This is a genomic window from Pseudomonas sp. Marseille-Q5117 (assembly GCF_946901175.1).
GTDB classification, from domain to species: Bacteria; Pseudomonadota; Gammaproteobacteria; order Pseudomonadales; family Pseudomonadaceae; genus Aquipseudomonas; species Aquipseudomonas iranensis.
Genome location: NZ_CAMPPP010000004.1, coordinates 272383 through 297871, shown reverse-complemented (window position 1 = coordinate 297871; position 25489 = coordinate 272383). Strand labels below are relative to the sequence as shown.

17 protein-coding genes are annotated in these 25489 nt (G+C 59.8%); 7 read left to right on the top strand and 10 right to left on the bottom strand.

All coding sequences use genetic code 11. The features are described from left to right. Positions 1-127 precede the first annotated feature (127 nt). A complete protein-coding gene (locus OC605_RS09760; RefSeq protein WP_186567608.1) occupies positions 128-1057 on the bottom strand; it encodes an AraC family transcriptional regulator in 930 nt (309 codons plus the stop codon). 369 nt (positions 1058-1426) lie between these two features. Between OC605_RS09760 and OC605_RS09755 the strand changes: the two genes are divergently transcribed. Both OC605_RS09755 and OC605_RS09750 read left to right on the top strand, forming a co-directional pair. Continuing rightward, positions 1427-1780, top strand: a complete 354-nt coding sequence (locus tag OC605_RS09755) for a putative quinol monooxygenase (protein ID WP_186567610.1) — start codon at positions 1427-1429, stop codon at positions 1778-1780. A gap of 43 nt (positions 1781-1823) precedes the next feature. Further along, entirely contained in the window at positions 1824-2066 is a 243-nt protein-coding gene (locus tag OC605_RS09750) for a hypothetical protein (RefSeq protein WP_016773447.1), read from the top strand. On the opposite strand, the gene OC605_RS09745 is transcribed toward OC605_RS09750, so the two are convergent. From OC605_RS09745 to OC605_RS09710, 8 genes are all read right to left on the bottom strand, one after another. After that, positions 2067-2696 carry a flavin reductase family protein gene (locus tag OC605_RS09745; RefSeq protein WP_016773448.1) on the bottom strand — a complete coding sequence of 210 codons (630 nt, stop codon included), beginning with the start codon at positions 2694-2696 and terminating at the stop codon, positions 2067-2069. Between the two features lie 135 nt (positions 2697-2831). Beyond that, entirely contained in the window at positions 2832-4151 is a 1320-nt protein-coding gene (locus tag OC605_RS09740) for an MFS transporter (RefSeq protein ID WP_024014128.1), read from the bottom strand. A 386-nt stretch (positions 4152-4537) separates the two neighbouring features. Continuing rightward, complete coding sequence (locus OC605_RS09735) at positions 4538-5866, bottom strand: sigma-54-dependent transcriptional regulator (RefSeq protein WP_150741921.1); 1329 nt, start codon at positions 5864-5866, stop codon at positions 4538-4540. Then, entirely contained in the window at positions 5866-7626 is a 1761-nt protein-coding gene (locus OC605_RS09730) for an ATP-binding protein (RefSeq protein WP_262136777.1), read from the bottom strand. The genes OC605_RS09735 and OC605_RS09730 overlap by 1 nt, the downstream gene beginning before the upstream one ends. A 77-nt stretch (positions 7627-7703) precedes the next feature. Continuing rightward, positions 7704-10436 carry an RHS repeat-associated core domain-containing protein gene (locus OC605_RS09725; protein WP_262136776.1) on the bottom strand — a complete coding sequence of 911 codons (2733 nt, stop codon included), beginning with the start codon at positions 10434-10436 and terminating at the stop codon, positions 7704-7706. Next, on the bottom strand, positions 10433-13201 hold the full coding sequence (locus tag OC605_RS09720; RefSeq protein ID WP_262136775.1) for an RHS repeat domain-containing protein: 2769 nt from the start codon (positions 13199-13201) through the stop codon (positions 10433-10435). Before OC605_RS09720 ends, OC605_RS09725 begins: the two co-directional genes overlap by 4 nt. After that, a complete protein-coding gene (locus tag OC605_RS09715; protein ID WP_262136774.1) occupies positions 13198-17682 on the bottom strand; it encodes a SpvB/TcaC N-terminal domain-containing protein in 4485 nt (1494 codons plus the stop codon). The genes OC605_RS09720 and OC605_RS09715 overlap by 4 nt, the downstream gene beginning before the upstream one ends. 202 nt (positions 17683-17884) lie before the next feature. Beyond that, positions 17885-19408, bottom strand: coding sequence for a fumarate hydratase (locus OC605_RS09710; protein WP_024014122.1), 1524 nt, complete (start codon positions 19406-19408; stop codon positions 17885-17887). A 487-nt stretch (positions 19409-19895) separates the two neighbouring features. Here OC605_RS09710 and OC605_RS09705 point away from each other — a divergent pair, with 487 nt between their 5' ends. From OC605_RS09705 to OC605_RS09695, 3 genes are read left to right on the top strand one after another with little or no spacing between them, the layout of a single operon-like run. Continuing rightward, positions 19896-21002: a sensor domain-containing diguanylate cyclase gene (locus OC605_RS09705; RefSeq protein ID WP_186567620.1), complete on the top strand. Its 1107-nt coding sequence runs from the start codon at positions 19896-19898 to the stop codon at positions 21000-21002. Continuing rightward, positions 20995-21930, top strand: a complete 936-nt coding sequence (locus OC605_RS09700) for an iron-sulfur-binding ferredoxin reductase (protein ID WP_262136773.1) — start codon at positions 20995-20997, stop codon at positions 21928-21930. Before OC605_RS09705 ends, OC605_RS09700 begins: the two co-directional genes overlap by 8 nt. A 28-nt stretch (positions 21931-21958) precedes the next feature. Next, entirely contained in the window at positions 21959-22702 is a 744-nt protein-coding gene (locus tag OC605_RS09695; RefSeq protein ID WP_262136772.1) for an enoyl-CoA hydratase, read from the top strand. A gap of 169 nt (positions 22703-22871) precedes the next feature. Here the strand turns inward: OC605_RS09695 and pyk are convergent, their stop codons facing one another. Next, the gene (pyk, locus tag OC605_RS09690; protein WP_262136771.1) at positions 22872-24323 is read right to left on the bottom strand and encodes a pyruvate kinase; all 1452 of its coding nucleotides are present in this window, start codon (positions 24321-24323) and stop codon (positions 22872-22874) included. A gap of 172 nt (positions 24324-24495) precedes the next feature. On the opposite strand from pyk, the gene OC605_RS09685 reads away from it, so the two are divergent. Further along, positions 24496-24882, top strand: a complete 387-nt coding sequence (locus OC605_RS09685; RefSeq protein ID WP_016773461.1) for a tetratricopeptide repeat protein — start codon at positions 24496-24498, stop codon at positions 24880-24882. Positions 24883-25112: 230 nt separating this feature from the next. Continuing rightward, positions 25113-25472, top strand: a complete 360-nt coding sequence (locus OC605_RS09680) for a PilZ domain-containing protein (RefSeq protein ID WP_262136770.1) — start codon at positions 25113-25115, stop codon at positions 25470-25472. Positions 25473-25489 lie beyond the last annotated feature (17 nt).

Here is a 25489-nt window from a genome sequence, read left to right as displayed (position 1 = left end):
TGGGTTGGCCTGGCTTGGCTGATTCCGGATTCAGCACCGATATCGCAAGTCGATGAACCTCTCCAATATCCCCCAATCGGTTCCCTCTCCCTCTGGGAGAGGGCTAGGGTGAGGGGCTTCTATGGAGTCACACCGAAAGCCGCAACCGCGCCAGGTCCCGCAACGGCGGCGCGCCAAACAGGCGGCTGTACTCGCGGCTGAACTGCGACGGACTTTCATAGCCCACCCGATACCCCGCCGCCGAGGCTTCCAGCCCTTCGGTCAACATCAGCCGCCGCGCCTCTTGCAGGCGCAGTTGCTTCTGGTACTGCAACGGACTCATCGCGGTCATTGCCTTGAAGCGGTGATGCAACGTCGACACGCTGAGGTTCACTTCCCGGGCCAGATCATCGATGCGCAGCGGCTGCTCGAAGTTGCCGTTGAGCCATTTGATTGCCTGGCTGATGCGATGGCTCTGACTGTTGGCAATCGCAATCTCATACAAACGATGACCCTGCGGACTACGCAGCAGGCGATAGAGAATCTCCCGGCGAATCAGCGGCGCGAGCATGGCGATGTCTTTCGGCGCGTCGAGCAGCCGCGCCAGACGCAGCACCGCGTCGAGCATGGCACTGTCGATTTTTTCCACGTACAGACCACGTCCGGTCGGCCGGGTCGGCACGCCCATCGGGCCGGCGTCGGCGATCAGCGCGGTGATTTCGGTCGGATCGATATCCAGGCGCACGGCGAGGATCGGTTCCTCTGGCGAGACATTGACCACCCGGCCGCTGAGCGGCATCGAAACCGACACCACCAGATAATTCAGCGGGTCGTAGTTGAAGAACTCATCGGCCAGGCGGACCTCTTTGCGCCCCTGCGCCATGATGCACAGCGCCGGCTGCGCGAGCACCGGGGCAAAGTCATGGGACTGGGTGTGGCGCGACATCACCAGCGAACCGATCGCGGTCTGGTAGCTGCCATCGTCGCTGGTGTTGCGGCGGATGATCGCCGCCAGCTCCGCGCGCTGCTTTTCCATGTCGGTGCTGGGTTCGGCTTGAAAACGATCGAATGACGTCATGCACGGCATCCTCGGCAAGTGAGGGGGGAATGCAGCAGAGCATATGTTTGTGCAAGCAGCAGCGGTAGACACATTCTGCCAAATGCTTGCCTGATTCTGCATCGCGATATCCATCAGCATCGACGCGATGCCTGTGTGTAAGAGCTGCCGAAGGCTGCGATCTTTTGATTTTTGTTTTTCAGATCAAAAGATCGCAGCCTTCGGCAGCTCCTACAGGGCAGCGGCGCCGGCCGGGGTTTTGGCAAGTCTCGCAGGATTGTGCAACGCGAAGGCAGGAATCGACTAACGGCGCGGCGGCCCCGGCCCTTAATCTTTGCTTCAGTCGCAGCCCGTCCCCCGGCTGCCACGCGATTTCATGGAGGGTTGATCATGTCCAATCAAATGCCTGTCAGTCATATGGCCTTCGTTCGTGCCCAGGCCGGGCGTTCGGCGGAACTCGGCGTGCGCCTGAGCGCGTTGATCGAGGTCTCGCGCGCGGCGCCCGGCTGCCTGAGTTTTTCCCTGCAACAATCGCAGTGCGACGCCGACCTGTGGCTGGTCAGCGGCTACTGGAGCAGTCAGCAAATGATGACGACGTATTTCAACAGTCCGTCGATGGAAGTCTTCGCCGAGCTGGTCCAGGACCTGGTGGTCAACAGCCTCGACTTCCACACCTTCAGGGACGTTTCCGCCGCGCAGGCCCTCGGTCAATGCGCCGCGCCGATACACAAACTTGCCGGTTGAGGGTTTAATGTCCGGCTTATTTGATTGAGCCAGGATCCGCGACATGGCACGTAAAGAGTTTGAACGCTTCGAAGCAGTCTCCGCAGTCGTCCCCGTCGAGCTGGGCGGCAACAAGGGTTATTACGCGGCCATCGCGGTCAAGGCCCTGGTCGATGGCGGCGCCCCACGCTTTCACAAGTTGCTCGATGAGCAAGTGTTCCCCGGCGCCATTGCTGCCGATGACGCAGCCATCAACGAGCTGGACAAGCTCAAGGGCGTCACTGACGACGCCGAGCTGATCTGGTAATTACTTCTGTGCGCCCGGGCGCCACATTTTGAACAGCGCCTCCGGCCCCAGCTGGAAATAATCCGCCGGCCCGCCGCCGCGCAAAATCGGTTGTGCGGCGGCGGTGTCGTAGATGCCGTCCTTCAGCAGCCATTTGGCGATGTGCACCGCAACCACCTCACCGAGGATCAGCCAGCTCGGTACGGTTTCGCCATCGGCGCGTTGCAGCTGGATGATCTGCGTGACCTTGCACTCGAAGGACACCGGGCTTTCGGCGACCCGAGGCACCGAAATCAGCTTTGACGCCACGGTCGTCAGCCCTGCCAGTTCAAACTCGTTGACCTCAGGCGCGACCATCGCGCAGCTCTGGTTCATCTGCTCGGCCAACGGGCGCGTGGCGAGGTTCCAGACGAACTCCCCGGTCTGCTCGATGTTGTTCAGACTGTCTTTGCGCCCGACACTGGAAAAACCAATGATCGGCGGCACGTAGTTGAACGCGTTGAAGAAACTGTACGGCGCGAGATTGAGCCGGCCTTCGGCATCCTGCGAGGAAATCCAGCCGATGGGCCGCGGGCCGACGATGGCGTTGAACGGATCGTGGGGCAGACCGTGGCCGTTGGCGGGTTCGTAGAAGTGGATGTCATCGGGCATGGGGAGCGGATTCCTGAGCTGCATTCGGATGCAGCCATAGTGCAAGGACACCGCGCATATTTCCAGCCGGACGCGAGACCCCGTAGGGTTCGTGGCAGGACACAGATTTTGTGGCCTGCCAGCGATGCGGTGCGATCAGTCAGTGACGATCCGCGAATGCTTCTGGGTGTCTTTCATGGTGATGTACACCAGCAGCGACACGGCAATGCACGCGGTGACGTACCAGTAGTAACCGGTTTCCATGCCGATGCTCTTGAACCACAGCGCGATGTATTCGGCGGTGCCGCCGAAGATCGATACGGTCAGAGCGTACGGCAGGCCGACGCCCAGGGCGCGGATTTCGGTCGGGAACAGTTCGGCTTTTACTACCGCGTTGATCGAGGTGTAGCCGCTGACGATGATCAGCGCCGCCATGATCAGGAAGAACGCGCCCCACCAGGTCTGGATGGTGTGCAGGGTCATCAGGATCGGCACGGTGAAGATCGTGCCGAGCACACCGAAGGCGATCAGGATCGGGCGCCGGCCGATCTTGTCCGACAGGCCACCGATGATCGGTTGCAGGCACATGAACAGGAACAGCGTGGCGGCGGAAATGGTGGTCGAGTCGGAGATGCTCATGCCGACCGTGTTCACCAGGTATTTCTGCATGTAGGTGGTGTAGGTGTAGAACGCCAGGGTGCCGCCCATGGTCAGGCCGACCACGGTCAACAGCTCTTTCGGGTGGCGCATCAAGGTGCGCATGGCGCTTTCCTTGGATTTTTCTTTCTTGGTGAACGATTCGGTTTCTTCCATGCCGCGACGCAGGTACAGCGCTACCACTGCGCAGAGCGCGCCGATGGCGAACGGAATGCGCCAGCCCCACGCGTAGAGCTGTTCGGTGGTCAGCATGTTTTGCAGCACGATCAAGACGCCGAGGGCGATGAGCTGGCCGGAGATCAGGGTCACGTACTGGAAACTGGAGAAGAAGCCGCGACGTTCCTTGGTCGCCATCTCGGACAGGTAAGTCGCCGAGGTGCCGTACTCGCCACCGACCGACAGGCCTTGCAGCAGGCGGGCGAATACCAAGAGAATCGGCGCGCCGATGCCGATGGTTTCATAGTTCGGGCTCAGGGCGATCAGCAGCGAGCCGAAGCACATCAGATACACCGAGGCCATCAGCGCTTTCTTGCGCCCGACCTTGTCGGCGTACATGCCCATCAGCCAGCCACCAATCGGGCGCATCAGGAAGCCCACGGCGAAGATCGCAGCGGTGTTCATCAGTTGCGCGGTGGTGGAGCCGGCGGGGAAGAAGGTCTTGGCGAAGTACAGCGAGAAGGCGGCGTACACGTACCAGTCGTACCACTCGACCATGTTGCCGACAGAGCCGCTGAAGATCGATTTGATCCGGCTGGCGGTGGTTCTCGGTTTGGCCGGCACGGCAGCCGACCCAAGGGGCAGGGCGTTGGAGTTATCCATTGAAGGATCCTTCGTTTAATTGTTTTTGTGGAGCGCGTCGGAACGCAGCCTGCCAGAGCTATAGCAGGAGGTGTGCCAAGGGGTGAGGGGCCGGTTTAGAGGGGTGGCGGGGAGGAGTGAGCGGATTTGTGCCGACTGACTGGGCTGAGTGAGCGGATTTCCGCTTACCGCGTGAAGATCAAAAGCCCCTCATCGGAACGCCGCCCGCCTAGCCCTCTCCCAGAGGGGGGACTGACCGAGGTGTTCTCGTGGGTTACATCGACCTGCAATATCGAGCCGAATACAGATTCGGGAAAGCACGGAGATCGGCTCACTTCCCCCTCGCCCCCTGGGGGAGAGGGCTGGGGTGAGGGGGATGGATTTCAGCTACACCACAAATCTCTGCCTCACTCCGCCAGAAACATCTCCCGACTCAACCCATGCCGCTGCATCTTTTCATTGAACGTACGGCGCGGCAGCTGCAGTTCTTCAAGCACCGCTTTCACATCGCCTTTATGCCGGGTCAACGCCGCGCGCAGGCATTGCGCTTCGAACGCTTCCTGCTGCGCCGCCAGCGATTGCCCCGGATCGATTCCGGCGACCGGTTCATCCAGCCCCAACACCTGGCGCTCGGCGACGTTGGCCAATTCGCGGACGTTGCCCGGCCAGTCATGGCTGAGCAGGTGACTGAGCTGTGCACCGGTCAACGGCGGAAAGGTCCGGCCCAGACGCTGGGCGGCGTTGTGCGCAAAGGTCTCGAAGAGCAACGGAATGTCTTCGCGGCGATCGCGCAGCGGCGGCAAGCGCAATTCGGCAACGTTCAGGCGATACGCCAGGTCTTCACGAAAACGCCCGGCGCGGGCTTCGTCGAGCAGGTCCGGTTTGGTCGCCGCGACAATGCGCAAATCAACGCGAATGCTCTGGTTCGAACCCAGCCGTTCGAGCTTTTGTTCCTGCAAGACCCGCAGCAATTTCACCTGCTGGGCCAGCGGCATGCTTTCGATCTCGTCGAGAAACAGCGTGCCGCCATCAGCGTATTCCAGCTTGCCGATGCGCTTGCCCGAGGCGCCGGTAAACGCGCCGCTCTCGTGACCGAACAGTTCGGCCTCGAACAGTTGCTCCGGGATCGCCGCGCAGTTCAGCGCCACGAACGGTTTGCCGGCGCGCGGGCCGAAATCATGCAGGCAACGCGCGACCAGTTCCTTGCCGCTGCCGGTTTCACCACGGATCAGCACGTTGACCGGCAACGTCGCCAGATCCAGCACTTGCCGACGCAATGTTTGCAAACCGCGGGACACGCCGAGGAGCGTCGCATCGAGCTTTGCACGGTTGTCGGCCAGTTCGTGCAGGGCGCGGTTTTCCAGGACCAGGCGGCGTTTGTCCAGCGCCCGGCGCAGGCTGCCGAGCAGGGTTTCCGGGCTGAACGGTTTTTCCAGAAAGTCGTAGGCGCCGTCGCGCATGGCTTCGACCGCCATCGGCACGTCGCCATGGCCGGTGAGCAGAATCACCGGCAGATCGGCGTCGCGCTTTTGCACTTCGGCGAGCAGTTGCAAGCCGTCCATGCCGGGCATGCGCACGTCGCTGAGGATCACCCCGGCAAAATGTTCCGGGAGCGCGGCGAGGCATTCTTCGGCACGGCTGAACAATTGCACCTGAAACCCCGACAGGCTCAGCCACTGTTCAACGGCGTCGCGAATGCTGCTTTCGTCGTCGACCACCATCACCGAATTGAGCATCAGATGTGTGCCTCCAGATCGATTGGCAGGGTCAGGCTGAACACCGCGCCGTGGTCGCCATTCTCCACGCTCAGGCGCCCGCCGGATTCATGCACGATGGCGAAGGATACCGCCAGCCCCAGACCCAGACCATCGCCCACCGGTTTGGTGGTAAAGAACGGATCGAACACTTGGCCGAGGTGTTCCTCGGCAATGCCGCCGCCGTTGTCGCTGACGCTGAGCCGCCACAATTGCTCATCGGCCTCCAGACGGATTTCCAGACGCTTGCAGGCTTTGCCTTGCATTGCATCCAGCGCGTTGCGCAGCAAATTGATCAACACCTGTTCCAGACGAATCGCGTCACCGCGCACCCACGCCGGGCGGGTCAGATGCAGGACCAGACTGACCTGTTCGTCACGCAGCCGCGCATCGAGCAGTTGCAGCGATTGATCGACCACCGTCGCCAGATCCAGACGTTCGCGCAAGCCGCTCGGGCTTTTGCGGGCGAAGGTCTTGAGGTGGCCGGTGAGGGCGGCCATGCGCGTGAGCATGTCGTCCACCGGTTTCAGCGCCTTGTACGCGTCATCGACGCGGCCATGTTCGAGCAGCAGGCGCAGGGTGGCCAGTTGCATGCGCTGGGCGGTCAGCGGTTGATTGATTTCATGGGCCAGTGCGGCGGACATCTGCCCCAGCGCGGCGAGTTTGGCCGACTGCACCAGGCCTTCCTGAGCGGTGCGCAAGTCGCGGGTGCGCTCCTCGACCAGACGCTCGAGTTCTTCGCGATTGCGCTGACGGACCTTGGCCAGCCGCCAGCGCTGATTGAGAAACAGCGACAAGAACACCAGCGCCAGCCACACACCGGCGGCGGCCAGCGCGGCGTTGCGCAAATCTTCGAAGGCCACTTGCGGGCGGCGCAGCAGGTGCAGGGTCCAGCCTTCGGTCGTCAGCGGCAGCGATTCCCACAGATAGTCCGCCGTGCCCTGCGGACCTTCGACCCGGCGCAGATCGCTGTTGTCATCGAAGCGGCGCAACGGCAAATGAGTCAGCGGCACCAGCGATTGCTTGTCGTACTGACGCGTGCTTTTGATCTCGGTCAGATCATCGGCGCTCAACGGCCGCAAGGCGCGATAACGCCAGCCAGGCTGGTTGGCGATGAAGATAATCCCGCGCGCATCGCTGACCAGCAGCGTATCGCTGCCTTGGCTCCATTCGCGTTCCAGCTCCGGGAATTCCAGTTTGACCACCATCGCGCCGAGGAACTCGTCGTTGTCCCCGAGCACTGCGCTGGAAAGGAAATAACCGGGAATTCCGCTGGTCACGCCCACTGCGTAAAACCGGCCGGTGCCCTGAGTGCGGGTCTGGCTGAAATAGGGCCGAAAGCCATAGTTGTGCCCCACGTAACTGCTCGGCAAACGCCAGTTGCTCGCCGCCACCGCCAGACCTGTGCGGTCGAGCAATTCCAGGGTCGAGGACTGCGCCGCGCCGTTGATCTTTTCCAGCTTCAGATTCAGTGCCGCTTGCTGCGCGGCATCGACCGGAGCGGCCAGTGCCGAGCGCAATTGCGGATCCAGCGCCAGTACGGCGGGCAGGGCGCGATAGCGATCAATCAGGGTGTGCAATGAGTTTGCATACAGTCCCAGTTGCTGGTTGGCGCGGGCGGCATCTTCTTCCAGCGCCTGACGCTCGGCATGGCGCATGGCGAGCGTCGCGGCCACGACTGTGCCGGCGATGATCAGCAGGGAATACAACGACAGACGCAGGGTACGGGAAGTCGGCAGCATGCTGGGCGCAGGAATGAAGGTGGGCAGGCACATTACCAATGCCCGCTGTTCTGGCCAAGAGCTGAGTCACCACCTTTTTAAACAGCAGTGAAAGTGGACGAATTGGAATGAAGGACTGTCCGCAAGTCTCGCAGCAGATTAATTCGTGTGGCGGTTCTGCGACCAATGCGTTCAATGCGTTCCGCGCTTTCAGAGGGGCTGGTGGTCTTGACCCTTTCAATTAAACGGTCCGAGCGACTCTGCAGCATATTTATCGTGCCGGTTATGTCAGCATCCAGTGCGGTCACCTCATCCTCGGTAAGATCAATTCCGATTCTGTTCACTTCCTCCAAGAGTTTAATGGTGTCTGGAATAGCCTTGATTGCCGGTCCGACGTAGGGGATCTTGCCCGCCCCCGCCAGCACGATATCCCCGCCAACATCGATGGCGCCCTCTTTGATTTTTTTGCGTCCTTCGGAAGTCGACGGATCGTAATCAGCCATGCCTTTCGCTGTAGACAGGAAATCTCGGTCAACCTGTATTTGCTTTACGAGCCCGGGCGCTTTCAGTCGATCCGGTTGCAAGTTAAGGGAAGTGTTCAGACCGGTTTCTTCGCCGATCTTTTTTGTCGTTTTGCTCACGGCTTTTCCGACCAGGAAACCAAGAGCTGCGCCGATCAGCATTCCGAGCGGACCAGCGGGGATTCCCAATGCTGTCCCGGCTGCACCCAATCCTATGCTAACCCCGTTGGATGTGGCTTTTTCCGCCAGGAAAAAACCGGTCCGCTTCGCGGTTGATACTCTGCTGTTTTTCTCGGATCGATGATTGAGTATTTGCGTTGTGACATCCCTGACAGCCAAATCAACGGCTGCAAGGAGCTCGGAATGGAAGGCTATTTGATGCTGCATTCGCTCTCTGGGAGTATTTCCGGTGATAAAGGCTAGAACTCCTCCGCTCTCCGGTTGGGCTTTCTCTGTGACACTGCCTGTCGGGTCGACATAGGTCATGGGGTTGTTGCGCACAAACCCGTACAGATTCAACCCATCCACATCCCCCGCCGGATCGGCACTGACCCAGCGCTGCAACCACGGCGCGTAATAGCGGGCGCCGTAGTAGTACAAACCGGTGACATCCATTTCCTTGCCGGAATAACGGATGAAGCGGTATGCGGTTTCCGATTTTGGCGCCATCCACGCGGTTTCGCCGAACGGGTAATAGCCTTCTGCGCTGGTGACCACAGCGTCTTTGTTGAGCTCCATCACGCAAGAGCCGAGGTGGTCTTCAAGGGTGTAACGCAGTTGGGTCTTGTCGGCTGGCCCCGCTTGCACCCAATGCAGGCAGCGCGCATTACCGAGGCTGATGATGTGCAGTTCTTCGCCATTGTCCTTGGTGCGGATTTCCAGGCCTGGCAGGTAACGCACCTGATGAAAGTGGCGGGTGGTGCCGGTAAACCATTCATGGCATTTGAAGACTCGCTGGCCCTGGCTGTAACGGTAATGCTCGGCGTCACTGTTGCTGTTTTTCCGGATGACCAGAGGCACGCTTTCCAGCTCGTCGCGCGCGTTCCACTGCAATGTCGGACCTGGCTTCAGAGTCCGTTGATTGCCGTGAGGATCAAACAACGTGTCGAAATCCGGCGGTGCGTCGCCAGTTTTCCAGCGCACACCGCGGTTGCTGTTCGGGTCGATACACATCTGACGGGTGAAGGTATTACCGTCTCGTACATGACACAGTTCGATCAGGTTGTCGCCGTCGTCGTATTTATAGCTCTGGATGTAATTGAGGCGGTTTTTCGGGTCGGTCGGTGTCGGCCAGCCGGGAATGTCCGAAGGCGCAGCGTCGTCGTAGCCGGTGGCGCGGATCAACCGATACAGCGAGTCGTAGTTGAACTCGCGGTGACCGTCGATCAGTTGATTGGCAAACCAGACGGGCTTGAAGATGGGGTCTTCGATGCGGACAACATTGCCCACCCGGTCGTAAAAATACACAAGACTCTGCAGTAGTTTTTCGCCTGCCCGGCTGCACTGGGTGTGCAGGCGCCCGTCGGCGGGATCGTAGGTCCATTGGTTGAGCACACCGTTGCCGGCCCGTTGCTCGACGATCTGATCATTGGCGTTGTACTGCGCATCCAGCAACACCGGTTGTAGTTGTATGCCCTTGATCCACAAATCCACCTGCTTGAGCTGCCCGGCGAGGCCGTAACGTGACCGTCGACAATGTTCGCCGGCATCGGTCTGCGCCAGCACGACGCCGAGCGGACTGAACACATGCTGGCTGGTGAACGCTGCGCCATCATGGAACGTACGGGTTTCCTCCAGTGGCTGGCCAGTGAAGGCATAGCGGGGGATGTCCAGTGAACCTGAGGGGTCGACCTGTTGGATGATTTTGCCGCGCCGGTTGTGGGTTGCGCTCTCGGCCCCGTCGGCATAGGTGAAGGTATCGAGCTGATTCTGACCGTTGCCCGAGAGCTCCATCGCCACCACGCGCAGTTGGCTGTCAAAGGTCGAACGCCAGTGATGGCCGCGCTCGTCCCAACGTTGCAGCGGCTCGCCGGCGAGGCCGGGGAGCACATGGCGCCTGCCGCTATCGACGCTGTTGGTGAGCACCGCCGCGCCGTCCAGCGTGTAAACGGTTGTGGCGTTCGCTATGGGCAAGCGAGGATCGTGTTGCGCCACCAGACGGCCGGCCACATCGTGTTGTTGGCGCGTCACGAGTGCTCCAGGGGTCTCGCCAGCCACCGTGCGCAGGTAGGCGACCTGACGAATCGGCAGGCCACGGCCGTCGATCGCCGCCAACGTTGGAGTGCGCCTATGAACGGGGTCGTATTTCATTTGTATTTGTGTTTGGTGAAGGGCAGAACAAATTTCTGAAACTTCTTCCAATTCGACTCTGGTTTCGCTTGTTTGCGCAAAAACCTGTTGTCTGTGAGCAAGTCCTCTTTGTACCACTTCATGATGGTCTGGCTGCTTTCGATATATCCCAGGATCGCACTGGTCTGCTCTAGTAAGGTATCGAGCCGAATGGTCTTGGCAGCCGTTATGCGGCTCGCATTAGGTAGCACATCAGATGGATTGACCGTGCTTTGTCCCAAGCGTCTGAAGGCTTTCTCTATATCGGCCCTTCGCGTAGTGAGGTTTTGTTTCCAGTCGGCGAGCATCGTTTCGATTTTTTCAATCTTGACCGGATCCAGACCATTTTTGATGTCCTCCGCTTCCTGCACCCGCGAGGCCATGCTAAGGGCCATGCCCACGCCTGGAACAACTGAACCGACGCCGCGGTTCAATAGGAATTCACTTAGCTCGGGCGGCCCGATACTCGATGAACTCTCCGTGATGCCGATCTTTTGATCAATGGCAGCGACGCTCATTGCTGAAGTTTGTGGAATCAACGGTTTTATCAGATTTGCCCAGGATGTGTATTGACTGGAAATTGCCCCGGCGATATCGCCGCCGATGTTCCCGCCTATTAACCCTTCGGAGAACGGCGGTTTGCTTTGCTGAGTAAAGTTGGCGATGTGCGGATCGTTGGGAAGCATTGCACCTATGTATATGGCGCCGAAATAACCACCAATGAAACCGGCAGCGCCATTGACGAATTCTCCAACAGCATTCGCCAGCAGTTCGATCCCGTAGGTTCCGGAAGATACGTTCAGAATCTGGTCCAGCGTAGTGGAGGAGTAAGCACCGAGGGTGGTCACGAAGTTCGAGAAATTGACAATGTCGAACTTCTCTTGGCTGTTGCCATGCACATCCACAAAAGTTAACGGGTTATTCCCGACGAATCGATACAGATTCAGCCCATCCACATCCCCCGCCGGATCCGCGCTCACCCAGCGCTGCAACCACGGCGCGTAATACCGTGCACCGTAGTAATACAACCCGCTGAAGTCCATTTCCTTGCCTGAATAACGGATGAATTTGTAGCGCACTTCCACTTCGTTTCGTGCCGCCATCCACGCGGTTCCGCCGAAGGAGTAATAACCTTCCTTGCTGGTTATGTAGGCCTGTTGATCGAGTTCCATGACACAGGAGCCGAGGTGGTCTTTCTGGCTGTAGCGCATTTGATTGTTTTCAATGCTGCCGGGACGCCCGCTGATCCAGTGCAGGCAACGCGCATTGCCGAGGCTGATGACGTGCAGTTCTTCGCCGTCGTCCTTGGTGCGGATTTCCAGACCTGGCAGGTAACGCACCTGATGAAAGTGGCGGGTGGTGCCGGTAAACCATTCATGGCATTTGAAGACTCGCTGGCCCTGGCTGTAACGGTAATGCTCGGCGTCACTGTTGCTGTTTTTCCGGATGACCAGAGGCACGCTTTCCAGCTCGTCGCGCGCGTTCCACTGCAATGTCGGACCTGGCTTCAGAGTCCGTTGATTGCCGTGAGGATCAAACAACGTGTCGAAATCCGGCGGTGCGTCGCCAGTTTTCCAGCGCACACCGCGGTTGCTGTTCGGGTCGATACACATCTGACGGGTGAAGGTATTACCGTCTCGTACATGACACAGTTCGATCAGGTTGTCGCCGTCGTCGTATTTATAGCTCTGGATGTAATTGAGGCGGTTTTTCGGGTCGGTCGGTGTCGGCCAGCCGGGAATGTCCGAAGGCGCAGCGTCGTCGTAGCCGGTGGCGCGGATCAACCGATACAGCGAGTCGTAGTTGAACTCGCGGTGACCGTCGATCAGTTGATTGGCAAACCAGACGGGCTTGAAGATGGGGTCTTCGATGCGGACAACATTGCCCACCCGGTCGTAAAAATACACAAGACTCTGCAGTAGTTTTTCGCCTGCCCGGCTGCACTGGGTGTGCAGGCGCCCGTCGGCGGGATCGTAGGTCCATTGGTTGAGCACACCGTTGCCGGCCCGTTGCTCGACAATCTGATCATTGGCGTTGTACTGCGCATCCAGCAACACCGGTTGTAGTTGTATGCCCTTGATCCACAGATCCACCTGCTTGAGATGCCCGGCGAGGCCGTAACGTGACCGTCGACAATGTTCGCCGGCATCGGTCTGCGCCAGCACGACGCCGAGCGGACTGAACACATGCTGGCTGGTGAACGCTGCGCCATCATGGAACGTACGGGTTTCCTCCAGTGGCTGGCCAGTGAAGGCATAGCGGGGGATGTCCAGTGAACCTGAGGGGTCGACCTGTTGGATGATTTTGCCGCGCCGGTTGTGGGTTGCGCTCTCGGCCCCGTCGGCATAGGTGAAGGTATCGAGCTGATTCTGACCGTTGCCAGTGACCTCCATCGCCACCACGCGCAGTTGGCTGTCAAAGGTCGAGCGCCAGTGATGGCCGCGCTCGTCCCAACGTTGCAGCGGCTCGCCGGCGAGGCCGGGGAGCACATGGCGCCTGCCGCTATCGACGCTGTTGGTGAGCACCGCCGCGCCGTCCAGCGTGTAAACGGTTGTGGCGTTCGCTATGGGCAAGCGAGGATCGTGTTGCGCCACCAGACGGCCGGCCACATCGTGTTGTTGGCGCGTCACGAGTGCTCCAGGGGTCTCGCCAGCCACCGTGCGCAGGTAGGCGACCTGACGAATCGGCAGGCCACGGCCGTCGATCACCGACAGCGAGGGCGTGCGCGAATGCACACTGGCGTTCATTGTTTCGGCACCTTGGAAGGCGGCGCTTCTTCGACGGTGTCGTTGAAATCGTAGGAGGCGCGATACCAGGGATGGTAAGCCTCTCGGGAAAAGTCGCCTTTGGCGTTGAGCACTTTAACCACGCGGCCCAATGGGTCATAAAAAAGCTGATCGTACAGTCCGAGTTTGTGCAGTGATTGATCGTTGATGTAGCAATGCCTGTTGGCAAAAAAAGGCCGGTACTGGCGCGTCGGCAACCCCTTGTTGTTGTACTCGACGCGTTCGCTGATGCGCCAGCGCGTATCGGCATCCCACTCACCGTTATCAATGAGCAGCGAGCAGCCTGCCGGGTCTACCTTGTACGCCTTGCCCGGATCGACCAGTTGTTGGGTTTGCAATGGCCGGCCGAAACCGTCGACACAGGCCTTGACTATCTGGATCTGTGGCTTGATTACGTCGCCGGGGTAGCGATCGGCTCTAAGGCTCACCGTGTGCACCGGCTCGCGCCAGACTTCTTTTATCGCCGCAAGCAATGCCAGTTCATCAGCCGTCAGGTCTTTACCGTGGGTCAGCCGACGGCGGGCGCTGGCGCGAATATGCCCGCTGGGTAACAGAAGCCTCTGGTCTATCCATTTTGAGTACAACGCCGCACCGGGCGGAATCTGTCCCATCCAGCTGAACAAGTCTTTATGCAGCGTACTCGCCGCACGTTGCACGGCGCCCTCCGGATTGGCGATGGCCCATTCAGGATGGATATCCGGCAGAGGGATATATTCGCTCAGTGGGCAGAAGCCGACGGTCGCCCCACCTTCGCTGCCGTAAAAACTGATCCTCATGGGTTGCCCGAAGGCGTCGTAATCCACTTCCTCGACGTTTTCATTGGCGTCGGTGATTTCCCGGGGAAGTAGATAGTGATCATCGTAGCGGGTTTGCGTCACACAACCGTCGGGCAGTTCAACGCGGATAATCCTCAGTGCAAAGGGATCATAGTCAGCGCTGGTCCAACCGTGGCTGAGTGTTTCGCGATAACGTCGCACCTGATGGAAATGCTCGCTATCGTGGTATTCGACATCATTGAAGTGCGCAGACCACAAGTCCTGATGTGTGCTGCCCCGCGGGATTATCCCGAACAGAAACGGCATTTGGATGTAACCGATTTTTTCCAGTTCGGCCCGCACGTCAAAATCCACGCCGGGCAGGCTGTAGGCGTCCAGTGCGGTTTTGTCCAGCAGCGCCACTTCCAACCGGCCTGACAAGGCTTCGAAACCGGCTTCACCATCATTGAGTGACTTACCGTCTGTGCCCACATAACGCTGCACGGATTGTATTGTCAGTACGAGCAGGTCGAGCCAGGTTTTCGAATCCTGATGCTTGGTAAAGTTCTCGTAGGACACCTGCGCCGGATTCAGCCCGGCAGGCAGCGTGCCTTTGGGCAACACCAGCGCATTTTCACGTTGTTGGTAGGGCAGGCCCAGGCGCCATTTTTGTCGATCAGTGTCCAGATCAATGAATCTGGCACGCGACTCCCTCAAATAGAACGATTGCTGTGCATCGTCGTGGGCGTCGCGCCAAAAACCGTTTTCATCTTCATCGGCGAAGGGAGCGGGGCTGTCGGCCGTCAGCCTGCGGGCGTAGCTCACGTCGAACCCACGGATCAATGATCCGTAGGCGTTCCACAGCAGGTTGATCCTGTGCTGACAAAGCGGATCATTGACGAAACCGTCGTATTGATAGTTGATTTCCTCTGCCAGCATCGGCAGCAAAACCGCGGCGGCATACTGATCCTGGGGCCGTACTTCGCGCACCAGATAACGCCGCTCTACGACCAGGCAAGGCATGGTGAGGCGCGGTGTGTCGGCGTACGTCTCGCTGCGCAGAACCGAGCCGACCAATGCCCGCGCAATCTGGTATTTGCTTTCGGCGTCGAGCGTTGTTTTGACGATTTTATCGAGGCCTTTTTTGCGCTCGTAACGGGTGAACAAGGTTTTGCCCAACGCGGTAGCCTGCGCATCTCTTTTGAAATAGGTCAGGCGGGAGAGATTCAGCGCGCGGCCCGTGTGGTACCAGGTCAGTACTCGTACCGGCTGGCTGAAGCCTGGATCCGGATTGATCGTGGCCGCTTCGCTGTCGGTCTGCTGCACATGACCAAAACCGCGGAATTCGCGCTCCCTGGAATCGTAATACCCCTCCTGCCAGGTAAAAAACTGGGTGAAGCAGTTGCCGGTGATCTCATCGAGTTGCTGCTGTTGCTTGACCACCGACACCGCGAACGGCAAACGGCACACTGGCAGGCGCCGGCGTTTGAGCAAGGCGCGCTTTTCATCCAGCCATTCCTGTGCCGAACTGCGATAGGTCACACAGGTACTGCAACCCATGTTGTTATTGCTGGCGATCAGTTGATAGGGTTTGGCCGAGACGAAGTCGTAGCGCCAATGCTGCGGCTTCATGTGCGTCACGGTCAGGATCAGCGTGGCGCAACCCAGCCCCTGCAGGTCGGCGAAGATAACGTGGCACAACGAGTCGTACCGCACGCCAGCCGGCCAAGGGACAATCACGGGCGTTTGTCTGAAACCGTTACCTGCGCAGTTCAGATAGATCTCGAAAACATCGGATTTCAGATAAATCAGTGCCGGTGCGCCGGAGCCGTCAAGGTCGGCAAGGCGCACGCGCAACGAATCGAACTCTCCATATTTGAACGGCAACTCGCTGATCTTGCGACCTCTGCCGAATTTGCCATGACCTAGACTTGGCCAATAATCGACCCGGTCATGGCGAAGGCGGCACAACCCGGGAATATCACTGCCGGTCAGATTGCCCAGCAGGACCAGTTCACTGCGTGAATTGCTGAACACTGGCAAGGGGTCGTCGTGGTCATGAGGAACATTCTCAGCCGGCGAGAAGCCTTTCTCACGCAGATTCTGGTAGTAGCGAACGTAGTCTCTGGCGATGATCGCCATGGAAGGCAAACCGTCGCCGCCGAAGTCGCCGACGACTGCCTGCGAAAAGAAAAACTCCTTCGGCCAGGCGTCGAAGGTAAAAAATTCAGAGAGGCCACGCTTTTCGGTCAGTTCACGAAAACCACTGAAGCCCGGTTGTGCGATGACCCATTGCAGGCGTCCGCTACCGATCTGGTCGGTGAGCATTTGCAGCACGGCGCTATTACGGTTGGCGACCGGGATCTTCTCCAGCAACTGCCATTGCTCATAATCGACCTGGTCGGTGTTGGGCTTCGCGCGCTTGGGTGCTCGGTAATACCAGGCTTGGTCGTAACGGCAGAGCAAACCCGGCAGGCCTTCGCCCCACAGATCGATACAGCTATAGAAACGGCCGTCCTCAATGCCATTTTGCCGGTCGGATTCAAGAAAGCGCTGCGGGACTTTATTGATGTTGAACGCCGAGTATTTGAACTCCACTGGCGGTGAGTTTTCGGCGCTACCGTCGGCATTGAACCCTTGATAGTGCGCCGCGCGGATCAGGCTGTAGGGCTGCTCATCTGACGGTGGCCCATATTCCAGCAGCAATCGGCGAGCGAGTTTGGCGCTGTCGACCGCACCGTCAGGAAAGAGATGAAACATCAGCACCTGGTGGCACCGTCTGCGGGTGCCCATTTCAAACCCTTGTCCGTGGGTCAGATAAGCGTCGTCACGCACGGGCCAGGGCTTGTCGCTGGCATATTCCGGTTTATCGGTGAGTAATGTTCCGCGCTCGCCGTAATCGAGCAGCAACTGGAAATACCATCGCGCAGTGGCCGCCGGGTTATCGGAGGTCCAGCTCAATAGCTGGTTGCTTGCCACGACGTTGCCGTAGCACACCCGGCGCAGATAGCGCTGGGCACGATAGTCATGAACCGGGTCAGGCTCAGCATCGTCAGCTTTGTATTCGTAGCAGATGTGCTCGCCGCGCGCGTTCATGCTTTCGCATAACAGCCAGGCTCTGACGCGAGACGCATCGTCGGGGTCGGCAAGGCGTGAAGCGCCAGTCATGCCATAGACGCGCAATGAGCCATCAGCGCCATGCACTAGCCAGAACACCGGTTCATCGGCTTTCTTGGTCTGCCGTTGCCAGCTCTCGCACAGGGCGAAATCGCTTTCGATTCGTGGCCAGTAACGCACCACTTTATGCGGGCCGATGTCCTGGCCGTTGTATGTGCTTTCAAAACGGTATTTAAGATCGCCGTTTTCATCCAGCTCGGCCATGCACACTTCGCCATTCTGATTGACGATTTCATCGTGCACGGTGTAGCGCGGCACACCCTTGTTGGTGCGGCGGCTGATCCGGCTGATGTCTATATCCCATCCCAAGCCGAAGGGGCCGTTGCCGCTGTTGCTGTTGTGACGCAGGGTCAGTTGCGGATCATAGCCGCGTCCGGCAGTCGTCGGGACAGGCAGTTCGAATCCAGCCGTACCGGTCGGGCCGACGGCGCTCCAACTGTTGCCAATGGTGGCGATTGATGAGCTTTTGGCGATGGAAGGAGCAGTAATGCTCAAGTCTTGATCGGGCATAGGGAAAACCATCGCACTTGACGTGGGCGTGTATGGATTGACCCTAACAAGAACAGGCTGAAATTGAACCTGTCAGATCTGACAGGTGCACAAGATCATTTTGTGTGCTTTGGCAGATTTTTTATCGCGATCGGTTCGCACAAACAAAAACGGCCGGTTCATCGTTGCAGATGAACCGGCCGTTTTTATGAGAGCGAAATGCTTACTGCACTTCTACCGCCAGACTTTCGCTGATCTTCTGTTGCCAGATCGCAGGACCGGTGATGTGCACCGACTCACCTTTGCTGTCCACCGCAACGGTGACCGGCATGTCCTTGACCTCGAACTCGTAGATCGCTTCCATGCCCAGCTCGGCAAACGCCAGCACCTTGGACTTCTTGATCGCTTGCGCAACCAGGTAAGCAGCGCCGCCAACGGCCATCAGGTACACGGCCTTGTTGTCCTTGATCGCTTCGATCGCAGTCGGGCCGCGCTCGGATTTGCCGATCATGCCCAGCAGGCCGGTCTGCTCGAGGATCTGCCGGGTGAACTTGTCCATCCGCGTTGCGGTGGTCGGGCCGGCCGGGCCAACCACTTCGTCACCGACCGGATCAACCGGGCCGACGTAGTAGATGAAGCGACCCTTGAGGTCGACCGGCAGGGTTTCACCCTTGTTGAGCATTTCGACCATGCGCTTGTGCGCTGCGTCGCGACCGGTGAGCATCTTGCCGTTGAGCAGCACGGTTTCGCCCGGCTTCCAGCTCTGCACCTCTTCCGGGGTCAGGGTGTCGAGGTTGACGCGACGGGCCGATGGGCCGGCTTCCCAGACGATTTCCGGGTAGGCGTCCAGCGGTGGTGCTTCCAGCGAGGCCGGGCCGGAACCGTCGAGCACGAAGTGTGCGTGACGGGTGGCGGCGCAGTTGGGGATCATGCACACCGGCAGCGAGGCAGCGTGGGTCGGGTAGTCCATGATTTTCACGTCGAGCACGGTGGTCAGACCGCCGAGGCCCTGGGCGCCGATGCCCAGCTGGTTGACCTTCTCGAACAGCTCCAGACGCATTTCTTCGATGCGGTTCTGCGGGCCACGCGCTTTCAGCTCGTGAATGTCGATGGATTCCATCAACACTTCCTTGGCCATCACTGCGGCCTTCTCGGCGGTGCCGCCGATGCCGATACCCAGCATGCCCGGTGGGCACCAGCCGGCGCCCATGGTCGGCACGGTCTTCAATACCCAGTCGACGATCGAGTCGGACGGGTTGAGCATGGCCATTTTCGACTTGTTCTCGGAACCGCCGCCCTTGGCCGCTACGTCCACTTCCACGGTGTTACCCGGGACGATGGAGTAGTGAATTACTGCCGGGGTGTTGTCCTTGGTGTTCTTGCGAGCGCCCGCCGGGTCGGCAAGGATCGAGGCCCGCAGGACGTTTTCCGGCAGGTTGTAGGCGCGACGCACGCCTTCGTTGATCATGTCGTCCAGGCCCATGGTGGCGCCATCCCAGCGCACGTCCATGCCGACACGGACGAACACGGTGACGATGCCGGTGTCCTGGCAGATCGGTCGGTGGCCGGTGGCGCACATGCGCGAGTTGATCAGGATTTGCGCCATCGAATCACGGGCCGCTGGCGATTCTTCGCGCAGGTAGGCTTCGTGCATCGCCTGGATGAAATCCACGGGGTGGTAATAGGAAATGAACTGCAAGGCGTCGGCAACGCTCTGAATCAGGTCATCTTGCTTGATCACGGTCATGAGTCGCGCTCCTCTAAAACACGATGGGGCAGCTACAAGCTTCTAGCTTCGAGCGGCAAGTTAAAGCATTACGCGGACAGCTTGAGCTTGCCGCTTCAGGCTTGCGGCTTGTAGCTGTCTTTTTGTGGCGCGACGCTAAAAAGGCGCGGCAGTATACCGCGCCTCGGTGGTGGGGGCACATTGGCTTTTGGTCGGATGACCCTGTGGCGAGGGGATTTATCCCCGCTCGGCTGCGCAGCAGTCGTAAACACTGTGAGCTCAGTGTGATTGACAGGTTGTAAGGGGCCACTTCGCAGCCCATCGAAGATAAATCCCCTCACCACAGGAACCTGGTGCGGGAATCGATGCAGCTCTATCAGGTCATGCATTTGACGTCAATTTTCGAGCCCGAAAATCGGTGGTCATTTAGCGACCGGCCCTCTAAAGTGGCATCCGGTCTGTAGAGTAGGACACTCGGTCAGCCTCCTATCGCACGGTGAGTCAACGATTGACCCATAACGCCATTCAACGCCTTTTGCTCAAACGCTTCGCCCTCGCTGCGGCCACCTACGGATTGGCTTTGCTGCTGCTGTGGCTGGCGTTTTTCACCGGGCATTACCAGCAATCGCTCAGTGGCGTGGCCATCGGCAGCGCGCTGGTGGTGATCAGTCAGGCGAGCCTTTTCGCGATGTTCTGGAGCGGGCGCAACCAGCGCTTCGCCGACCCCAGCCTGACCGAAGCGCAAGTGCTGATGGGCCTCGGCTGGCAGACGTGGCTGATCGCCCATGTCGACGAGGCACGCGGCGCGTTTCTGGTGTTCTATGTGCTGATCCTGCTGTTCGGCCTGTTCCATCTCACCCGACGGGTGTTCATCCGCTGCGCGCTGCTGGTGTTCTTCAGTTTCTCCGCGATTACCCTGTGGGACGCTTACCACTTCCGCTTGGCCGAGCCTGCGCTCGCGGCGTTGCAAGTGTGCATTCTGGCGATGGTTTTGGCGTGGCTGGTGCTTTACGCACGCTTTGTCCAGGTCTCGCGGCAACGTCAGCGTCAGCGCCGGTTTGCCTTGCAGGCGCATCAGGACACCCTGCGCGGGATGATGCGCCAGCTTGAAGATCTGGTGGCCACCGACGAACTGACCGGGCTGTTCAATCGCCGGCATTTCCTGCGCATCGCCTCCCGCGAGCTCAACGCGTTGGACGGCGACGTAATGCACGGGCTGGCGCTGATCGATCTGGACCACTTCAAACGCATCAACGATCTGCACGGCCACGCCGCCGGCGATCAGGTATTGCAGGCGTTTGCCGGAGTGGCGCAAGCCTGCCTGCGCGACGGTGACGTGCTGGCGCGCTATGGTGGCGAAGAATTCGTGGTGCTGGTGCCCGACTGTGATGCCGAACGCCTGACCGCGTGTTGCGAGCGTTTGCGCATCGCCTTCACTGAGGTTGAATTGATGGGCCTGCAAGTGCGCAACCTGAGCCTGTCGGCGGGCATGACCCTGCTGTCCGTTGGCGATGATCTGGATGAGGCGTTGCAGCGTGCCGATCAGGCGCTGTACCGGGCCAAGCGTGACGGGCGCAATCGTTGTGCCGCCGCGTGGGAGAACGTCGATGCCTGAATTGCGTGTCGGTGATCGGCAGTGGACGGTCGAGGCGGGCAGCAACCTGCTCGATGCCCTCAACCACAACGGCGTCGCCGTGCCCTACAGCTGTCGCGCCGGCAGTTGCCACGCCTGTCTGGTGCAATGCATCCGAGGTGTGCCCAACGACAATCGCCCGGATGCCTTGAGTGCCGAGCAACGTCAGGACGGTTGGCGCCTGGCCTGCCAATGCCAAGTGGTCGAAGACTTGCAGGTGCACACCTTCGACCCGATTACTGACGGTCTGCCGGCCTTGGTCGAAGCGCTGGACTGGCTCAGCGACAGCGTTCTGCGCCTGCGCCTGACCCCGCAGCGGCAATTGCGCTACAGCGCCGGCCAGCATCTGGTGTTGTGGAACGGCCACATCGCCCGCCCTTACTCGCTGGCGAGCCTGCCGCAAGAAGACCGCTTTCTGGAGTTTCACCTCGATTGCCGCCAGCCCGGCGAATTCATCGATGCCGCACGCAAGCTGCAGATCGGCGATTCGATCCGCCTCGGCGAGCTGCGCGGTGGTGCTTTGCACTATGACCCGGACTGGCATACGCGCCCGCTGTGGCTGCTGGCCGCCGGTACCGGTTTGGGTCCGTTGTTCGGTGTGCTGCGCGAAGCCTTGCGTCAGGATCACCAAGGCGCCATCCGCGTCATTCACCTGGCCCATGACGAACGCGACCACTATCTGGCCAAACCCCTTGCCGCACTGGCCGCGCAGCGGGAAAACCTCAGCGTCGAGCTGTGGAAAGCGGCCGAGTCGGCCGCCGCTTTGGCGCAACTGCGCCTTGTTTCCCGGCAGACTCTCGCCTTAGTCTGCGGCTCGACGGCCAGCGTCGATGCGTTCGCCAAGCGTCTGTACCTGGCCGGATTGCCGCGCAATCAACTGCTGGCCGACGTGTTCGTAAGCCGTGGTTGAGCGCTGATTTTCAGACGCGAGACATGCCATGACTGAAACGATTGTGCTGGAACGCGAACGCGGTTTGCTGACCCTGCGCCTCAACCGCCCGGGCAAGAAAAACGCCCTGACCCGCGCCATGTACAGCCGCCTCGCCGAGGCACTGAAACAGGCCGACGGTGACCTCGAAATCAATGCCGTGCTGATCACTGGCAGCGCCGAGTGCTTCACCGCCGGCAACGACATTGCCGACTTCATCGAGCAACCGTCGAGCGACCTCGACAGCCCGGTGTTTGACTTCATGCTCAATCTGCTCGAATGCCGCAAACCAGTGATCGCCGCCGTGTCCGGAGCTGCGGTGGGCATCGGCACGACCCTGCTGCTGCATTGCGATCTGGTCTATGTCAGCCGGGATGCGCGCCTGCGCATGCCGTTCGTCAACCTCGGCTTGTGCCCGGAGTTCGGTTCCAGTCTGATCCTGCCGCGTTTGCTTGGGCAGGCAAAAGCGGCAGAGTTGTTGTTGCTGGGTGAAAGCTTCAGCGGTGAACAGGCTGCGCAGTGGGGGATTGCCACCGAAGTGCTGGCCAGCGGTGAAGCGGCGTTGAGCAAGGCGCGAGAAGTGGCGCTGCGGTTTGATGAATTGCCGGCCGAAGCGGTGCGCATCAGCAAGCAATTGATGCGAGCGCCGGATCGGGATCTGCTGCGCAAGGTGATCGAGGAGGAGGGCGCGTTGTTTACTCAGCGTTTGCGTTCGCCGGAGGCGGTGGCGGCGTTGAGCGGTTTTTTTCGCTGAGTGTCAAGACGCCTTCGCGAGCAGGCTCGCTCCCACAGGAGATTGCATTTCAAATGTGGGAGCGAGCCTGCTCGCGAAAGGGCCTTACCAGACAAAGTATCTGTTGAATCTCAAGCAAAAAGCCCCGGCATTCACATGCCGGGGCTTTTGCGTTTCAGCGGCCGGTCAATCACACCTGCGGATCACCGACATGCAGGATCTTCATGCCGTTGGTGCCGCCAGTGGTGTGGTAGCTGTCGCCCTTGGTCAGGATGACCCAGTCGCCTTTTTCCACAACGCCGCGCTTGGTCAGCTCGTCGATGGCTTTCTGGCTGACTTCGTGCGGTTCCAGCGAGGCCGGGTCGAACGGGATGGTGTAGACGCCACGGAACATCGCTGCGCGGGCCTGGGCTTCGCGGTGCGGGGTGAACGCGTAGATTGGCACCGAGGAGCGGATACGCGACATGATCAGCGGGGTGAAGCCACTTTCGGTCAGCGCGATGATCGCTTTGACGCCCGGGAAATGGTTGGCGGTGTACATGGTCGCCAGCGCAATGCTTTCGTCGCAACGGCTGAATTCCTTGCCGATGCGGTGGCTGGACGTCTTGCCGGTCGGGTGCTTCTCGGCGCCGACGCAGATGCGCGCCATCGCCTGCACGGCTTCCAGCGGATACAGCCCTGCAGCGGATTCAGCAGACAACATCACGGCGTCGGTGTAGTCGAGCACGGCGTTGGCCACGTCGGACACTTCGGCGCGGGTTGGCATCGGGTTCTGGATCATCGACTCCATCATCTGCGTCGCCACGATCACGGCTTTGTTGTGGCGACGTGCGTGCAGAATGATTTTCTTCTGAATGCCCACCAGCTCGGCGTCGCCGATTTCCACGCCGAGGTCGCCACGGGCAACCATCACTGCGTCGGAAGCCTTGATCAGGCCATCGAGGGTTTCGTCGTCGGCCACGGCTTCGGCGCGTTCGATCTTCGCTACCAGCCAGGCTGTGCCGCCGGCTTCGTCACGCAGTTGACGGGCGTATTCCATGTCGGCGGCGTCACGCGGGAAGGACACGGCGAGGTAGTCGACTTCCATTTCGGCGGCGAGCTTGATGTCGGCTTTGTCTTTTTCAGTCAGGGCCGGGGCAGTCAGGCCGCCACCGCGACGGTTGATGCCTTTGTGGTCGGACAGCGGGCCGCCGATGGTCACCACGCAATGCAGCTCGGTGGCAGTGGCGGTTTCAACGCGCATCACCACGCGGCCGTCGTCGAGCAGCAGCTCGTCGCCCACGCCGCAGTCCTTGACCAGATCCGGGTAGTCGATGCCGACCACTTGCTGGTTGCCTTCGGTCAACGGATGGCTGGTGGAGAAGGTGAACTTGTCACCGATCTTCAGCTCGATCTTCTTGCTGGCGAATTTGGCGATACGGATTTTCGGGCCTTGCAGGTCGCCGAGCAGGGCGACGAAGCGGCCGTGCTTGGCAGCGAGGTCACGCACCAGCTTCGCGCGAGCCTTGTGCTCGTCGGGGGTGCCGTGGGAGAAGTTCAGACGGGCAACGTCCAGACCAGCCAGAATCAGCTGTTCGAGAACTTCCGGCGAGTTACTGGCCGGGCCAAGGGTAGCGACGATTTTGGTACGACGGACGGACATGCAAAGACTCCTGAGTTCAAGCGCAGGCAGAGGCTACTATGCTCGAAGGGTGTAGTCATTGTTCGAATGCACTACTTATCGTTTTCTTTATTGAACGTGGCAACTTTGGGACAAACGCGCCTGAAGATTTTCGACCAGGGGTCGATACAGAGCACAAGACAGGAGAACCCCCATGCGATTGTTGCCCATTGCCGCCCTTGCCCTCAGCGTCCTCGCCGCGACGGGCTGCACCCGTTGGTCGATGAACCATCATTTGAACAACGCCTACAGCGCCTATGAACGTGGCAATTGCGAGCAGGTCATGCTTGAACTGTCCAAAGTAGAACGTGCCAGCCGCGCCCGCCCGTACGTGTGGCCGGAAGTGTCGATGATGCGCGGCCAGTGCCTGGAACGGCAGAAGCTGTACATCGACGCGGTGCAGACCTACCAGTTCATCATCGCTTCATACCCGAACAGCGAATACGCCTACCGCGCCCGCGCGCGTCTGGAAACCCTGCAGAGCCTGGGCCATTACCCGACACGCAGCGCCGCTGCGGTAGTGCGGCCGACGCGTTTTTGACGGGTTTGTCGTACAAAATATGGCCCTCTGTACAAGCTCCGCTATAGTCAAGTAAACCGCTCTGGAACCTTGTATCCATGGCGGCGCAACACCTGCGACTGGCAGTTGTAGCGGTGACGGCGATTTAGCGACCGTCACACCGGAAGCGGGGAGAGCGGGCCTGCCTACAGGCTCGTTCCGAAGCACAGGTGCGGCTCCCTGGCGGAGCCCTGCATGGCGTACAGCACATCATGTTTACCGACCGCCGGATCGAACGGCACCAGTTGCCGTATTACCTCAGAGTGTTCAATAGCATCACCGACAAACCCGTCGGCTTTCTCGGCAACGTGTCGGTGGACGGGCTGATGCTGATCAGCCAGTTGCCGATGATGGTTGGCGCAGATTTTCAGTTACGCCTCAAAGTCCCCGTCCACGATGGCAGCCAACAGGTGATCGATTTCAGCGCCTGTTGCGTGTGGTGCCATGAAGACGCCACGCCGCTGCATTACGACGCCGGTTTCATCCTGCGGCGTGCGCCGGCGGAGTTCGGCGAGCTGGTGCTGGCGCTGAAGCAGTACTTCAGTTTTCAGCCGTTGCCGGCTTCTGCCTGATTCGATATCTGCAAGCT

Coding starts and splice junctions, on each gene's coding strand:
- OC605_RS09750 (WP_016773447.1), top strand. CDS start 1,824: ATGGCACGTAAAGAGTTTGAACGCTTCGAAGCAGTCTCCGCAGTCGTC.
- OC605_RS09745 (WP_016773448.1), bottom strand. CDS start 2,696: ATGCCCGATGACATCCACTTCTACGAACCCGCCAACGGCCACGGTCTG.
- OC605_RS09755 (WP_186567610.1), top strand. CDS start 1,427: ATGTCCAATCAAATGCCTGTCAGTCATATGGCCTTCGTTCGTGCCCAG.
- OC605_RS09735 (WP_150741921.1), bottom strand. CDS start 5,866: ATGCTCAATTCGGTGATGGTGGTCGACGACGAAAGCAGCATTCGCGAC.
- OC605_RS09700 (WP_262136773.1), top strand. CDS start 20,995: ATGCCTGAATTGCGTGTCGGTGATCGGCAGTGGACGGTCGAGGCGGGC.
- OC605_RS09715 (WP_262136774.1), bottom strand. CDS start 17,682: ATGCCCGATCAAGACTTGAGCATTACTGCTCCTTCCATCGCCAAAAGC.
- OC605_RS09740 (WP_024014128.1), bottom strand. CDS start 4,151: ATGGATAACTCCAACGCCCTGCCCCTTGGGTCGGCTGCCGTGCCGGCC.
- pyk (WP_262136771.1), bottom strand. CDS start 24,323: ATGTCCGTCCGTCGTACCAAAATCGTCGCTACCCTTGGCCCGGCCAGT.
- OC605_RS09695 (WP_262136772.1), top strand. CDS start 21,959: ATGACTGAAACGATTGTGCTGGAACGCGAACGCGGTTTGCTGACCCTG.
- OC605_RS09685 (WP_016773461.1), top strand. CDS start 24,496: ATGCGATTGTTGCCCATTGCCGCCCTTGCCCTCAGCGTCCTCGCCGCG.
- OC605_RS09725 (WP_262136776.1), bottom strand. CDS start 10,436: ATGAAATACGACCCCGTTCATAGGCGCACTCCAACGTTGGCGGCGATC.
- OC605_RS09760 (WP_186567608.1), bottom strand. CDS start 1,057: ATGACGTCATTCGATCGTTTTCAAGCCGAACCCAGCACCGACATGGAA.
- OC605_RS09710 (WP_024014122.1), bottom strand. CDS start 19,408: ATGACCGTGATCAAGCAAGATGACCTGATTCAGAGCGTTGCCGACGCC.
- OC605_RS09730 (WP_262136777.1), bottom strand. CDS start 7,626: ATGCTGCCGACTTCCCGTACCCTGCGTCTGTCGTTGTATTCCCTGCTG.
- OC605_RS09720 (WP_262136775.1), bottom strand. CDS start 13,201: ATGAACGCCAGTGTGCATTCGCGCACGCCCTCGCTGTCGGTGATCGAC.
- OC605_RS09680 (WP_262136770.1), top strand. CDS start 25,113: ATGTTTACCGACCGCCGGATCGAACGGCACCAGTTGCCGTATTACCTC.